This window comes from Phycicoccus sonneratiae (assembly GCF_016887965.1).
Lineage (GTDB): Bacteria > Actinomycetota > Actinomycetes > Actinomycetales > Dermatophilaceae > Phycicoccus > Phycicoccus sonneratiae.
In genome coordinates this window covers 257,383-269,400 of record NZ_JAFDVD010000012.1, presented here as the reverse complement: position 1 = coordinate 269,400, position 12,018 = coordinate 257,383, and the positions used below count along the sequence as shown (strand labels likewise).

Sequence of the window (12,018 nt, the reverse complement as noted above, 5' to 3'; positions counted from 1 at the left end):
GCGCGCGGCTCCGCTCAGGCGAGCGCGTCGAGCGCCGCGCGCACCTCCGCGAGCACCTCGGGGCGGGCGACGACGAGGTCGGGCAGCCACGGGTTCTCGCGGTTGTACTCCAGCGGCGAGCCGTCGACCCGGGTGGGCGCGAGGCCGTGCCCGATCGCGACGGCCACCGGTGCGGCGGAGTCCCACTCGTACTGCCCGCCCGCGTGGACGTAGGCGTCGACCGTGCCGTCGAGGACGGCCATCGCCTTGACGCCGGCCGAGCCCATCGGCACGAGCTCGGCCCCGAGCCGCTCGGCGAGCTCGACGACGAAGGCCGGCGGGCGGCTGCGGCTGACCGCGAGGCGCACCGGGCCGTCGGGGCGCGGCGGGAGGTCGGCGGGCCGGTCCATCCGGTGCACGACGTCGCGCGCCGGCAGCCCGACCGCGCCGGCGACGAGCGAACCGTCCTCCCAGAGCGCGACGTGGACGGCCCAGTCGTCGCGCGGGCGCTCGGAGAACTCGCGCGTGCCGTCGAGCGGGTCGACGATCCACACCCGGTGCGCGGCGAGGCGGCGGGGGTCGTCGGCGCCCTCCTCGCTGAGGACGGCGTCGTCGGGGCGGCGCTCGGCGAGCAGCCGGACGATCAGCTCGTGCGAGGTCCGGTCGCCGAGGTCCTTGAGGTCGGCGCCGTCGAGGTCGGTGCGCTCGGCGCGCACGGCGACGAGCGCCCGGCCCGCCTCCGCGGCGACCGCCGCCGCCACCTCGTGGTCGTCGGCCGGGGAGTCGGTCATCGGGGGGTCCTCTCGTGGGGGTCGCGGGGTCCGGGCAGGTCGCCGAGGTCGGGGTCGCCCCGGTGCGGCGTGAAGGCGGGCAGGCCGTGCGCCCGGCGGAGCACGGCCCAGGCGAGCGGGCCGAGGACGAGGAGCGCGGCACCGGTGGCGCCGACGACCATCGGCGGCACCTTGAGCAGGCTGAGCCCGGTGAGGGTCAGGACGATGACGATGCCGCGCCGGATCGCGGTGCCGGGGACCCACGCCGCGAGGCGCGCCCCGACGAAGGTGCCGGGGGTGCCGCCGAGCACGAGCGGGATGAGCACGGCCCACGTGATGCCGGAGACGATGACGTGCGACACCGCGGCGGACAGGACGAGGGGCACGGCCTGCACGAGGTCGGTGCCGACGAGCCGGCGGGCCGCGAGGGCGGGGTGCAGGAGGAGCAGGGAGACCATGATGATCGAACCCGACCCGACGCTCGTCAGCCCGACGAGGAGGCCGCCGACCGCACCGACGGCGATGGTGGCCGCGACCCGGACCTTCACCTCGCCCTCCTCGCCGCGGCCCCAGTGGTGGAAGACCGTGCCGTAGATCCGCAGCGTGTACGTGCTCGCGGCGAGGAGCAGGGCGACGCCGATCGCGAGCCGGAGGAAGGCCTCCCGCTGCTCGACCGAGCCGACGGCGTCGACGACGAACGCGCCGGCGAAGGCGAACGGCACCGACCCGAGCATCAGCAGGCGGGCCAGGCGCCAGTCGGGGGAGCCGCTGCGGGCGTGCACCGCGGCCCCGACGCTCTTGTTGATCGCGGCGGCGACGAGGTCGTTCGCGACGGCGGCCGTCGGCGGGATCCCGAGGAAGACGAGTGCGGGCGTCATCAGCGCACCGCCGCCCATCCCCGTCAGCCCGACGACGATGCCGACGAGGAAGCTGACGGCGAGCAGGGCGAGGGCGGCGCCGGAGATCAGGTCATCGGGCACGGTGGCTCCCGGACTCGGTGGGGCGGTCGAGCAGGTCGAGGACCTCGGCGACGCACTCGTCGACGGGCCGGCCGGTCGTGTCGAGGCGCAGGTCGGGGTGCTCGGGCACGTCGTACGGGGCGGAGATGCCCGTGAAGTCGGGGATCTCGCCGCGCCGGGCGGCGGCGTAGAGGCCCTTGCGGTCGCGGCGCTCGCACTCCTCGAGCGGGGTCGCGACGTGGACGAGGAGGAAGCGCCCGCCCCGGGCGGTGACGAGGTCCTCGACCTCGCGGCGCACGGCGTCGTGGGGGGCGATCGGGCTGCAGATCGCGAGGCCCCCGTGGTGGGCGACCTCGGCCGCGACCCAGCCGATCCGGCGGACGTTGGTGTCGCGGTCGGCCGGCGAGAAGCCGAGGCCCGCGGTGAGGTGGCGCCGGACGACGTCGCCGTCGAGGAGGGTGACGGACGTCCCGGCCTCGACGAGCCGGGTGGCCACCGAGCGCGCGATGGTCGACTTGCCCGAGCCGGAGAAGCCGGTGAGCAGCAGGACGACGCCGGGGTCGTGGTGCCGGGCGTCTGCGGCGGCGGCCGCGGGCGGGGCTGCGGGACGAGGGGCCAGGGCCGGGTCGAGCCCGAGGGTGGTGAGGAGGGCGGCGCGCCGCTCGGCGTCGTCCGGGACCGGGGCGACAAGCACCCGTCCGCCGGCCGGCGTGGCGGCGGCGACGGCGGCCCGCACGGCGTCGGTGCCGGCAGTCGTGCCGTCGAGGGAGGTCGAGGCGAGCACGAGCAGCGTCGCGCCGGGCGGCACCTCGGCGGGCACGTCGGCGGCGGACCCGACGAGCACCACATCGGCGCCGGACAGGTCCTCGGGGGCGGTGAGGTGCAGCTCCTGGAACGGGCGCGACGACGGCTCGGAGAGCCAGATCGGCCGGCCGCCGAGCAGGCCGTTGCCGAGGTCTCCCACCCCGTCGAGCCGGACGACCGGCACCCCCTCGGGGTCGACGACGACGAGGGCGCCGGCGGCCTCGGCGGCCCGGGCCTCGCTCTCCGGCAGGCGGATCGCGCGCAGCGGTGCATCCGGCCCGTAGAGCCCGCGACGCAGCAGGTCGAGGTCGTCGAGGTCCTCGCGCTGCGGGTGGAACACGGGCGGTGCATCGGTCACCGCGCCAGTCTGCACGGAACGTGGGGGTCCAGTCTCCGGATCCGCACCAGATGGACGCCCTTGCGCGGGTAGGGTTCCAGCCGTCAGGGACCAGAGAGAAACACGGGTGATCCCAGTGCAGGCCAGTGCCGACTACCGGCTCTCCCACCTCGAAGAGCTCGAGTCGGAGTCGATCCACATCTTCCGCGAGGTCGTCGCGGAGCTGGAGCGACCCGTCCTCATGTTCTCCGGGGGCAAGGACTCCATCGTCATGCTGCGGTTGGCCGAGAAGGCCTTCTACCCCGCGCGGCTGCCCTTCCCGCTGCTCCAGGTCGACACCGGCCTCGACTTCCCCGAGGTGCTCCAGACCCGCGACAACTGGGTCGAGCGGCTCGGCGCCCGGCTCGTCGTCGCGTCCGTCGAGGAGGCGATCGCCACCGGTGTCGTCGTCGACGACGGCAAGACCAGCCGCAACCGGATGCAGACCGCGACGCTGCTCGACGCCATCGAGACGCACGGGTTCACCGCGGCGTTCGGTGGCGGCCGGCGCGACGAGGAGAAGGCCCGCGCCAAGGAGCGCGTGTACTCGCACCGCGACGAGTTCGGCCAGTGGGACCCCAAGAACCAGCGCCCCGAGCTGTGGTCGCTCTACAACGGGCGGCTCCACGAGGGCGAGCACATGCGGATCTTCCCGCTCTCGAACTGGACCGAGCTCGACATCTGGCACTACATCGCCCGCGAGGGGATCGAGATCCCCTCGATCTACTTCGCCCACCAGCGGCGGGTGTTCGAGCGCGACGGCATGCTGCTCTCCGAGCACCCGGCCAACCCGTGCCGCGACGGCGAGGTCGTCACCGAGCGCACCGTCCGGTTCCGCACGGTCGGCGACCTGACGCTCACCGGCTGCGTCGAGAGCCCGGCCACGACCCTCGACGAGATCGTCGAGGAGGTGTCGGTCGCCCGCGTCACCGAGCGCGGGGCCACCCGCGGCGACGACCGGTTCTCCGAGGCCGCCATGGAGGACCGCAAGAAGGAGGGGTACTTCTGATGGACCTGCTGCGCTTCGCCACGGCCGGCTCGGTCGACGACGGCAAGTCCACGCTCATCGGGCGCCTGCTCCTGGACTCGAAGGCGATCTTCGAGGACCAGCTCGAGGCCGTCGAGGCCACGTCGAACGCCAAGGGCTACGACTACACCGACCTCGCGCTGCTCACCGACGGGCTGCGGTCCGAGCGCGAGCAGGGCATCACCATCGACGTCGCGTACCGCTACTTCGCCACTCCGCGAAGGAAGTTCATCATCGCGGACACCCCGGGGCACGTGCAGTACACCCGGAACATGGTCACCGGTGCGTCGACCGCCGACCTCGGGCTCGTGCTCGTCGACGCGCGCCAGGGGCTCACCGAGCAGTCCCGCCGGCACGCCGTGCTCCTGTCGCTGCTGCGGGTGCCGCACCTCGTCCTCGCGGTGAACAAGATGGACCTCGTCGGGTTCGACCAGGGCGTCTTCGAGCGGATCCGCCAGGAGTTCGTCACCTTCACCCAGCGGCTCAACGTGCCCGACCTCGCGGTCATCCCGATCTCGGCGCTCCAGGGCGACAACGTCGTGACGCGCAGCGACGCGATGCCCTGGTACGAGGGCTCGTCGCTGATGCACCACCTCGAGAACGTGCACATCGCCTCCGACCGTGACCTGCGCGACGTGCGCTTCCCGGTGCAGTACGTCGTGCGCCCGAAGTCCGACGAGCACCACGACTACCGCGGCTACGCGGGGCAGGTGGCGTCCGGCGTGCTCAAGCCCGGCGACGAGGTGATGGTGCTGCCGAGCGGCCTCACGAGCCGGATCGCGGCCATCGACTCCTTCACCGAGCAGGTCGAGGAGGCGTTCCCGCCGATGTCGGTCGTCGTGCGCCTCGAGGACGACCTCGACGTCTCGCGCGGCGACATGATCTGCCGCGTCAACAACGCCCCGGAGCCCACTCAGGACGTCGACGCGATGGTCTGCTGGATGACCCGCGAGCCGCTGCGGCCGCGCCAGAAGCTGGCCATCAAGCACACGACGCGCTCGGCCCGGGCGCTCGTCAAGGACATCCAGTACCGGCTCGACATCAACACGCTGCACCGCGACGGCGACACCCGCGAGCTGGGGCTCAACGAGATCGGTCGCGTCACGCTGCGCACCACCCAGCAGCTGCTCGTCGACCCGTACGAGCAGAACCGGACGACGGGCTCATTCATCCTCATCGACGAGGCCACCGGCACGACCGTCGGCGCGGGGATGATCAACTAGCCCTCGTGCTGCTCGTCTCCGCCAACGTCAACGGCATCCGTGCCGCCGCCCGCCGCGGTGGCCTCGCCTGGCTCGCCGCCCGCGACGCCGACGTCGTCACGCTCCAGGAGGTGCGCGCCGACGACTCCCAGCTGCGGTCGGCGCTCGCCGACGGCGGGTTCGGGGACTGGCACGTGGCGCACGCGCCGGGCTCGGCCAAGGGTCGGGCCGGCGTGGCGGTGCTGTCACGGCATCCGCTGAAGGACGTGCGCGCCTCCCTCGCAGGGGAGTTCGATGACCAGGGCCGCTGGGTCGAGGCCGACGTGCTCGTCGACGGCGAGGTCGTCACGGTGGCGTCGGCGTACGTGCACACCGGCGAGGCGCGGACGCCGCGGCAGGAGGAGAAGGAGCGCTTCCTCGGCGCCGTCGGCGACCGGGTGGGGGAGTGGGCGGCCGACGGGCGGCTCGCGGTGCTCACCGGCGACCTCAACGTCGCGCACACGGCCGACGACCTCAAGAACTGGAAGGGCAACCGCGGCAAGGCCGGGTTCCTCCCCGCCGAGCAGGCCCACCTCGACCGCTGGGCGGCCGAGCACGGGCTCGTCGACGTGACCCGCCGGCTGCACGGTCCCGGCCCGGGACCGTACTCGTGGTGGTCGTGGCGCGGGCAGGCCTTCGACAACGACTCCGGCTGGCGGATCGACTACCAGCTGGCGACCGCGCCTCTCGCCGAGCGGGCGGTCTCGGGCTCCATCGGGCGGGCCGACAGCTACGCCGAGCGCTGGAGCGACCACGCGGCCGTGCTCGTCGACTACGCGCTCTGAGTGCGCTGGGTCACGCCTCCCGGCGCGCCGCCCGCTGGGCCATGAGCTCCTCGACGGCGCTCGGCAGGGTCGTCTCGAAGTCGATGAGCTTGGCCCACGTGGGCGTGACGACGACCCGCACCATGCCGTCGTAGAGCGAGCGGACCTCGGCCTCCCAGGCCACCCGCTGCTCCTCGCTCATGTCGTACGTGCCGTTCATCCGCAGGTACTCCTCCGGGATGCCGTCGACGACGTCGAGCTCGACCGTACCGCGGACGAGGAGGATCTTCGGCGGGTGCACCTCGGTGTCGATGGTCAGCGCGACCGCCGGGTTGCGGCGTAGCGACGCCAGCTTCGGAGAGTTCTTCGTCGTGCAGACGACGACCTGGGACCCGGTCCAGGTGAACGCGATCGGGATGGTCCGCGGCGTGCCGTCCGGCGCGACGTAGGCCATCCGCAGGATGTCGCGGGCCAGGAGCTCCCGGCTGTACGGGCGCTCCAGGACCTCGGTGATCTCGTGCTGCTGCATCGTCGTCCCCATCCGTTCGGTGCGGCCGGTGGGTCGGCCGCTGTACCCCTGGGTCGGAGCCGCCTGCCGGATCTCGACATCGACTCTCACCGTGATGACGCGGAAACCGGCCGATGACGCGGTTGTATCCGTGTCCGGCGCCGACTTCCGCGCCCCCACCGTCACGAGGGTGCGGGGACGTCAGGCGGCGTCGGGGCCCCAGTCGTCCTCGGTGAGCTCGGCCCACCATGCGTCGAGCTCCGCGTCCAACGGACCGGTGGAGGGTGGGCCGAGGAGGGCGTCGAGGAGCCGGGTCGGCGGTGGACGGACGTCGGTCGTGGCGCTGAGCCGTTCCAGCTGCCGGTCGTAGGAGCCGTCGGTGAGGTCCCACACGACGGACCGGCCGCGGTCGTCGGGTCGCTCGTGCACCGTGGCCCACAACCGGCGGCGGTGCACGACGGTGTGGTGGTGCTGGCAGAGGAGGGCCGCGTTGGTGACGTCCGACGCCCCGCCGTCGGCCCAGTGCCGGACGTGGTGCGCGCGGGTCCGGTCGGGGGGAGAGGTGCAGCCGGGGAAGGTGCACCCGCGGTCGCGGCGCCTGAGCAGCCGCCGCTGGGCGCGGGTGAAGAGCCGGGCCACCCGGCCGACATCGAGGGTCTCGCCCGCGGTGCCGAGCACGTACGGGACGAGCGCCGCGTCGCAGGCCAGCCGACGCAGCGCCTCGGGGGAGACGAGCGTTCCGTCGGCGGTCGAGCCGAGCACCTCGCCGGCCCCGGTGCGCCGCTCGAGGTCGCCGAGGTCGACCGTCACGTGGAGGACCGCGGCGGCGGTGGACGGGTCGCCGGCGGCCTCGGCGTCGATCGCGCTGGACCGACGGCAGACCTCCGTCAGGGCCTCGACACGACGCTGACCGGCCGGGCGCAGGTCGCGCTCACCGGTCTCCGCGTTCGGGGCGGGTGCGGAGAGCGGCCCCACGGCCGCCTCCAGCGCCGCCGCCTGCTCCGGCGTCATCCACAGCTGGTACTCGGTGAGGTCGCCCGACTCGACATGCGGCGCGGAGAGCCGGGCGGACTGCGCGAGGCGGTCGTGGAGGTCGTCGAGCGTGCCCCGCCCTCCGTGCTCGGCCAGGAGGCGCGGCCGGAGGCGGCGCATCATCGACGGGCCCCACTGGGCCGCGAGGTCGACGAGGGCGGTCGTGACGGTTGGGACGGCGGCGGGCTGGAGGAGGGGCGTGAGCCGCTCGACCTCGCGGGTCACGGCGACGGCGGTGCCCGGCGCCAGCCGGCCGGAGGCGACGGCCGAGCACACGATGCCGGTGGGCGACCCGGGGTCGGGGTCGCGCTGCTCGAGGCCGGTGTCGGCCGCGACGGCCTGGCGGGCCATCACCGCGATGGGGCCCGCGCTGCCCTGTCGCGTGGACCGTGCGTGCTCGCGCACCCATCCGTGGACCTCGCCGCTGGAGCACTCGCCGCGCCGGACCGCCTCGACCGCCACCCGGACCCGGGCCGCCCCGGCCAGCGCAGCCACGTCGTCGACGACGCCCAGCACCTCGGCGAGCTCGGCACCGATTGCCTCGACCAGCGCGTCCCCGAGACCCGCGAGGGCCTCACGCGCAGCCTCGAGCCGGGAGCGTCGCTCCGCGAGGGTGAGGGTGCCGCCGGCCATGCCCCAGCCTATCGAACACGCGTCCGAGGGGCAAGGTCCCGAGGACAAGAATTTGGGCGAGTTTGCCCTCGGCAGAACCGAATCCGTCGATCAGGCGTCGCGACCCGCCGGGCCGGATGCGGTGACGGTGAAGCACGCCGGCTCGGTCCATCCGCGCGCCGCGAAGGCCGCCCGCACCGCGTCCTCGGCGTCGCCCGCCGACCCCTCCGGCAGCAGCGCGATGGACGACCCGCCGAAGCCACCACCGGTCATCCGCGCACCGAGCGCGCCCGCCCCCTCGGCCGCCTCGACCGAGACGTCGAGCTCCTCGCAGCTCACCTCGTAGTCGTCGCGCAGCGAGGCGTGCGAGGCCCGGAACAGCCGCCCGACCTCGTCGAGGTCCCCACCCCGCAGCGCCGCCACGGTCGCCTCGACGCGCGCGATCTCGGTGACGACGTGCCGGGTCCGCGTCCGCAGCTCGTCCGACGACAGCCGCGCGAGCGCGTGCTCCAGCCCACCCGACGACACCTCCCGCAGCGACCCCACGCCGAGCTCGGCCGCCGCCGCCTCGCAGGCCCGCCGCCGCTCCTCGTACTGGCCGTCGTTGAGCGCGTGCGAGGCCCGGGTGTCGGTGACCAGCAGCACCATCCCGGCCGCGGTGAGGTCGAAGGGCACCTGCTCGGTCGCGCCCGACCGGCAGTCGAGGAGCAGCGCCGACCCCTCGTGGCACAGCAGCGCCGCCGACTGGTCCATGCCGCCGGTCGCGGCCCCGGCCACCTCGTTCTCGGCCCGCACGCACGCCCGGGCCAGCCGCGCCCGCGCGTCGTCGGACCCGAGCAGGTCGAGCCCGAAGAGGTCGCTCGCCGCCGCCCCGACCGCGCACTCGAGCGCCGCCGAGCTCGACAGGCCCGCGCCCACGGGCACGTCCGAGTCGACGGTGACGTCCATCCCGCGCACCGGCAGACCGTCCTCGCGCAGCGCCCAGAGGACGCCGGCCACGTACGCCGTCCAGCCCGACGGCGACCCCGGCCCCACGGACCCCAGCGACACCTCCACTGTCTGGCCGAGCTGGACCGAGTGCACCCGCAGCCGGTCGTCGTCGCGCACCGAGACCGCCGCGTGCGTGCGCTGCGGCAGGGCGATCGGCAGGGCCAGGCCGTCGTTGTAGTCGGTGTGCTCACCGATGAGGTTGACCCGCCCGGGGGCCGACCACACCCCCTCCGGCGGTGAGCCGAACACGTCGCGGTGGGTGGCGGCGGGGCTCGTCATACCGGTGAGTCTAGGGACGTGCGGCAGGGCACAATGGAGCCATGCCCACCCACCCCACCCCCGATGGCGCACGCCCCCGCATCCTGTCCGGGATGCAGCCGACGAGCGACTCGCTCCACCTCGGCAACTACCTCGGTGCGCTCGTCAACTGGGTGGGGCTCCAGGACGACTTCGACGCCTACTACTTCGTCGCCGACCTCCACGCGCTGACCGTCCCCACCGACCCCGAGGTGCTGCGCCAGCGCACCCGCGTCACGGCCGCCCAGTTCATCGCCGGCGGGGTCGACCCGAAGCGCTCGGCCGTCTTCTGCCAGAGCCACGTCACCGCGCACGCCGAGCTCGGCTGGGTCATGAACTGCCTCACCGGGTTCGGCGAGGCCAGCCGGATGACGCAGTTCAAGGACAAGACCGCCAAGGGCCAGAACGCCAACGTCGGGCTCTTCACCTACCCGATGCTCATGGCCGCCGACATCCTCATGTACGACGCCGCCTACGTGCCGGTGGGCGAGGACCAGCGCCAGCACCTCGAGATCACCCGCGACCTCGCCGAGCGGTTCAACACCCGTTTCGGCGACACGCTCGTCGTCCCCGAGCCGTACATCGTCAAGGGCTCGGCGAAGATCCAGGACCTCCAGGACCCCACCGCGAAGATGAGCAAGACCGGCTCGTCGCCCAAGGGCCTCATCGACCTCATGGAGGACCCGGCCCGCATCGCGAAGAACATCCGGTCCGCGGTCACCGACACCGAGGCCGAGGTCCGCTACGACCCCGAGGCCAAGCCGGGCGTCAGCAACCTGCTCGTCATCCACTCGGTGCTCTCCGGGACCCCCGTCGAGGAGGTGGCCGCGTCCTTCGCCGGGAAGGGCTACGGCGACCTCAAGAAGGAGGTCGCCGACGTCGTCGTCGCCGCGCTCACCCCGTTCCAGGAGCGGATGAAGGAGCTGCTGCACGACCCCGCCGAGCTCGACCGCATCCTCGCCGACGGCGCCGACCGGGCGGCCGAGGTCGCCCACGCGACGATGGCCAGGGTCCGCGACGCCGTCGGCCTCCTGCCGGCCGCGCGCTGAGGGCCGTCCGCATGCCGATCCACGGTGTCGCCGTCACCGTCCCCGAGCCGTGGGGCGCCCGGCTCCAGGCCGCGCGCGAGGAGGCCGGCGACCCGATGGCCGCGGCCATCCCGCCGCACGTCACCCTCCTGCCGCCGACCGCCGTCGAGCCCGACGCGATGGGCGCCTTCGCCGCCCACCTCGAGGACGTCTGCGCCGGGGTCGCGCCCTTCGAGATGGTGCTGTCCGGGACGGGCACCTTCCGCCCGGTCTCGCCCGTCGTCTTCGTCCAGGTCTCCCGGGGCATCGCCGAGTGCGAGCGGCTTGAGGCGGCGGTGCGCTCGGGGCCGGTCGAGCGCCACCTCGACTTCCCGTACCACCCGCACGTGACCATCGCGCACCACCTCGACGACGCGGCCCTCGACGGCGCGTTCGAGGGGCTCGCCGACTTCCGGGCCACCTTCCCGGTGTCGAGCGTCGAGCTGTACCACCACGACCCGGACGGCGTGTGGCGGGTCGTGCGCTCCTTCCCGCTCGGTGGGGGGCCCGGTGCCTGACGTCGAGGGGTTCTGGGCCGTCGTCCCCGCCGGGGGCGCCGGCACCCGGCTGTGGCCGCTCAGCCGCGCCGGCCACCCGAAGTTCCTCCTCGACCTCACCGGCAGCGGCCGCACCCTCCTCCAGGCCACCGTCGACCGGCTCGGGCCGCTCACCGGCGACCGGGTCGTCGTCGTCACCGGCGCCGCGCACGCCGACGCGGTCCGCGGGCAGCTGCCCGGGCTCGCGGCCGACCGCGTGCTCGCCGAGCCGAGCCCGCGTGACTCGATGGCCGCCATCGGCCTCGGCGCGGCGGTCGTCGAGCGCACCGACCCGGACGCCGTCGTCGGGTCCTTCGCGGCCGACCACGTCATCCCCGACGCCGCGGCCTTCCACGCCGCCGTGCGCGAGGCCGTCGACGTCGCGCGCGACGGGCACCTCGTCACCCTCGGCGTCGAGCCGACGCACCCCGCGACGGGCTTCGGCTACATCCGCGCGGGGGAGCGGCTCGCCGGCTTCCCGACCGCCCTCCACGCCGTCGAGTTCGTCGAGAAGCCGGATGCCGAGCGCGCCGCCGCGTACGTCGCGTCCGGCGAGTACCGCTGGAACGCAGGGATGTTCGTCGTCCGGGCCGCGACCCTCCTCGACCTGCTCGGCCGCTGGCACCCCGACCTCGCCGCCGGGCTTCGGGAGGTCGCCGCCGACCCCTCCCGCCTCGATGACGTGTGGCCGCACCTGACGAAGATCGCCATCGACCACGCCGTCGCCGAGCCCGCCGCCGCGGCGGGGCACGTCGTCGTCGTGCCGGCCCCGTTCGGGTGGGACGACGTCGGCGACTTCGCGAGCCTCGCCGCGCTGTTGCCGGACACCGACGGGCTCACCGTGCTCGGCAGCGACGACGACGTGACGGCCGTCGATGCCTCGGGGCTCGTCGTCGCCTCGGGCGGGCGGCGCGTGGCGGTCGTCGGGCTCGACGACGTCGTCGTCGTCGACACCCCGGACGCCGTCCTCGTGACGACCCGGGCCCGCGCCCAGGACGTCAAGCGGGTCGTCGACGCGCTCAAGGAGACCGGTCGCTCCGACCTGACCTGATGCGC

At 74.2% G+C, this 12,018-nt stretch carries 12 protein-coding genes; 6 read left to right on the top strand and 6 right to left on the bottom strand.

Going from position 1 to position 12,018, the window contains the following annotated elements; genetic code table 11:
- Nucleotides 1–14: 14 nt before the first annotated feature.
- Genes JQN70_RS11915 through cysC form a run of 3 tightly spaced genes read right to left on the bottom strand, consistent with a single transcriptional unit; the run spans nt 15 to nt 2,870 of the window.
- Nucleotides 15–770: a 3'(2'),5'-bisphosphate nucleotidase CysQ gene (locus tag JQN70_RS11915; protein WP_204131554.1), complete on the bottom strand. Its 756-nt coding sequence runs from the start codon at nt 768–770 to the stop codon at nt 15–17.
- Entirely contained in the window at nt 767–1,729 is a 963-nt protein-coding gene (locus JQN70_RS11910) for a sulfite exporter TauE/SafE family protein (RefSeq protein ID WP_307835943.1), read from the bottom strand. Before JQN70_RS11910 ends, JQN70_RS11915 begins: the two co-directional genes overlap by 4 nt.
- Nucleotides 1,719–2,870, bottom strand: coding sequence for an adenylyl-sulfate kinase (gene cysC / locus JQN70_RS20970; protein WP_307835942.1), 1,152 nt, complete (start codon nt 2,868–2,870; stop codon nt 1,719–1,721). The genes JQN70_RS11910 and cysC overlap by 11 nt, the downstream gene beginning before the upstream one ends.
- Nucleotides 2,871–2,976: 106 nt before the next feature.
- Here cysC and cysD point away from each other — a divergent pair, with 106 nt between their 5' ends.
- From cysD to JQN70_RS11890, 3 genes are read left to right on the top strand one after another with little or no spacing between them, the layout of a single operon-like run.
- Nucleotides 2,977–3,897, top strand: coding sequence for a sulfate adenylyltransferase subunit CysD (cysD, locus tag JQN70_RS11900; RefSeq protein ID WP_307835941.1), 921 nt, complete (start codon nt 2,977–2,979; stop codon nt 3,895–3,897).
- Nucleotides 3,897–5,138 carry a sulfate adenylyltransferase subunit 1 gene (locus JQN70_RS11895; RefSeq protein ID WP_204131553.1) on the top strand — a complete coding sequence of 414 codons (1,242 nt, stop codon included), beginning with the start codon at nt 3,897–3,899 and terminating at the stop codon, nt 5,136–5,138. The genes cysD and JQN70_RS11895 overlap by 1 nt, the downstream gene beginning before the upstream one ends.
- Before the next feature lie 5 nt (nt 5,139–5,143).
- Complete coding sequence (locus tag JQN70_RS11890; protein ID WP_204131552.1) at nt 5,144–5,941, top strand: exodeoxyribonuclease III; 798 nt, start codon at nt 5,144–5,146, stop codon at nt 5,939–5,941.
- Nucleotides 5,942–5,951: 10 nt separating this feature from the next.
- On the opposite strand, the gene JQN70_RS11885 is transcribed toward JQN70_RS11890, so the two are convergent.
- The 3 genes from JQN70_RS11885 to galK all read right to left on the bottom strand — a co-directional run bounded on the left by JQN70_RS11885 (nt 5,952) and on the right by galK (nt 9,341).
- A complete protein-coding gene (locus JQN70_RS11885) occupies nt 5,952–6,539 on the bottom strand; it encodes a pyridoxamine 5'-phosphate oxidase family protein (protein ID WP_307835940.1) in 588 nt (195 codons plus the stop codon).
- Between the two features lie 90 nt (nt 6,540–6,629).
- Nucleotides 6,630–8,093 (bottom strand): HNH endonuclease signature motif containing protein, encoded by a 1,464-nt coding sequence (locus tag JQN70_RS11880; RefSeq protein ID WP_204131551.1) that lies wholly within the window; start codon nt 8,091–8,093, stop codon nt 6,630–6,632.
- 90 nt (nt 8,094–8,183) lie between these two features.
- A complete protein-coding gene (gene galK, locus JQN70_RS11875) occupies nt 8,184–9,341 on the bottom strand; it encodes a galactokinase (RefSeq protein WP_204131550.1) in 1,158 nt (385 codons plus the stop codon).
- A 41-nt stretch (nt 9,342–9,382) separates the two neighbouring features.
- Between galK and trpS the strand changes: the two genes are divergently transcribed.
- Genes trpS through JQN70_RS11860 form a run of 3 tightly spaced genes read left to right on the top strand, consistent with a single transcriptional unit; the run spans nt 9,383 to nt 12,013 of the window.
- Nucleotides 9,383–10,408 (top strand): tryptophan--tRNA ligase, encoded by a 1,026-nt coding sequence (gene trpS, locus JQN70_RS11870; protein WP_204131549.1) that lies wholly within the window; start codon nt 9,383–9,385, stop codon nt 10,406–10,408.
- 11 nt (nt 10,409–10,419) lie between these two features.
- Nucleotides 10,420–10,944: a 2'-5' RNA ligase family protein gene (locus tag JQN70_RS11865; protein WP_204131548.1), complete on the top strand. Its 525-nt coding sequence runs from the start codon at nt 10,420–10,422 to the stop codon at nt 10,942–10,944.
- Nucleotides 10,937–12,013: a mannose-1-phosphate guanylyltransferase gene (locus tag JQN70_RS11860; RefSeq protein WP_204131547.1), complete on the top strand. Its 1,077-nt coding sequence runs from the start codon at nt 10,937–10,939 to the stop codon at nt 12,011–12,013. The genes JQN70_RS11865 and JQN70_RS11860 overlap by 8 nt, the downstream gene beginning before the upstream one ends.
- The last annotated feature ends 5 nt before the right edge of the window (nt 12,014–12,018 follow it).

Coding starts and splice junctions, on each gene's coding strand:
- JQN70_RS11915 (WP_204131554.1), bottom strand. CDS start 770: ATGACCGACTCCCCGGCCGACGACCACGAGGTGGCGGCGGCGGTCGCC.
- JQN70_RS11895 (WP_204131553.1), top strand. CDS start 3,897: ATGGACCTGCTGCGCTTCGCCACGGCCGGCTCGGTCGACGACGGCAAG.
- JQN70_RS11880 (WP_204131551.1), bottom strand. CDS start 8,093: ATGGCCGGCGGCACCCTCACCCTCGCGGAGCGACGCTCCCGGCTCGAG.
- galK (WP_204131550.1), bottom strand. CDS start 9,341: ATGACGAGCCCCGCCGCCACCCACCGCGACGTGTTCGGCTCACCGCCG.
- trpS (WP_204131549.1), top strand. CDS start 9,383: ATGCCCACCCACCCCACCCCCGATGGCGCACGCCCCCGCATCCTGTCC.
- JQN70_RS11865 (WP_204131548.1), top strand. CDS start 10,420: ATGCCGATCCACGGTGTCGCCGTCACCGTCCCCGAGCCGTGGGGCGCC.